Origin of the sequence: Isoptericola haloaureus (assembly GCF_036689775.1) — a bacterium.
Lineage (GTDB): Bacteria > Actinomycetota > Actinomycetes > Actinomycetales > Cellulomonadaceae > Isoptericola > Isoptericola haloaureus.
This window is the reverse complement of record NZ_JBAGLP010000002.1, coordinates 1-336: the sequence shown is the minus strand read 5'-3', so window position 1 is coordinate 336 and position 336 is coordinate 1. Positions and strand designations below refer to the sequence as shown.

At 76.8% G+C, this 336-nt stretch carries 1 pseudogene; it reads left to right on the top strand.

Annotated elements, in window-relative coordinates:
• A pseudogene (locus V5O49_RS00005) lies at positions 1 to 336 on the top strand (ribonuclease E/G); the annotation flags it as partial.

The following is a 336-nucleotide window of genomic DNA, read 5'->3' as shown; positions in this document are numbered from 1 at the left end:
CTGGGCCGGGACCGCACCAAGCACCAGGGCGCCGAGGTGACCTCGCTCGGGCTGGTCCAGATGACCCGCGGGCGCGTGGGGCGGGGGCTCGTCGAGGCGGTCAGCTCGACCTGGGAGAACTGGATGGGCCGGGGGTTCATCGTCCACGAGCACCCCGGCGAGAAGGGCGCGGCCTCCTGGGGCGACGGCGCCGGCGGCAGAGGCGCGAAGCGCGCGCGCCGGGAGCGCTCCCCCGGCAAGAGGGAGGGGCCGGCACCGGCGCACGCCGGCCTGCCGAAGGTGCCCGAGGACGAGTCCGAGGTGCGTCGGGCGGTCAAGGCCACGCTGGCCACCATC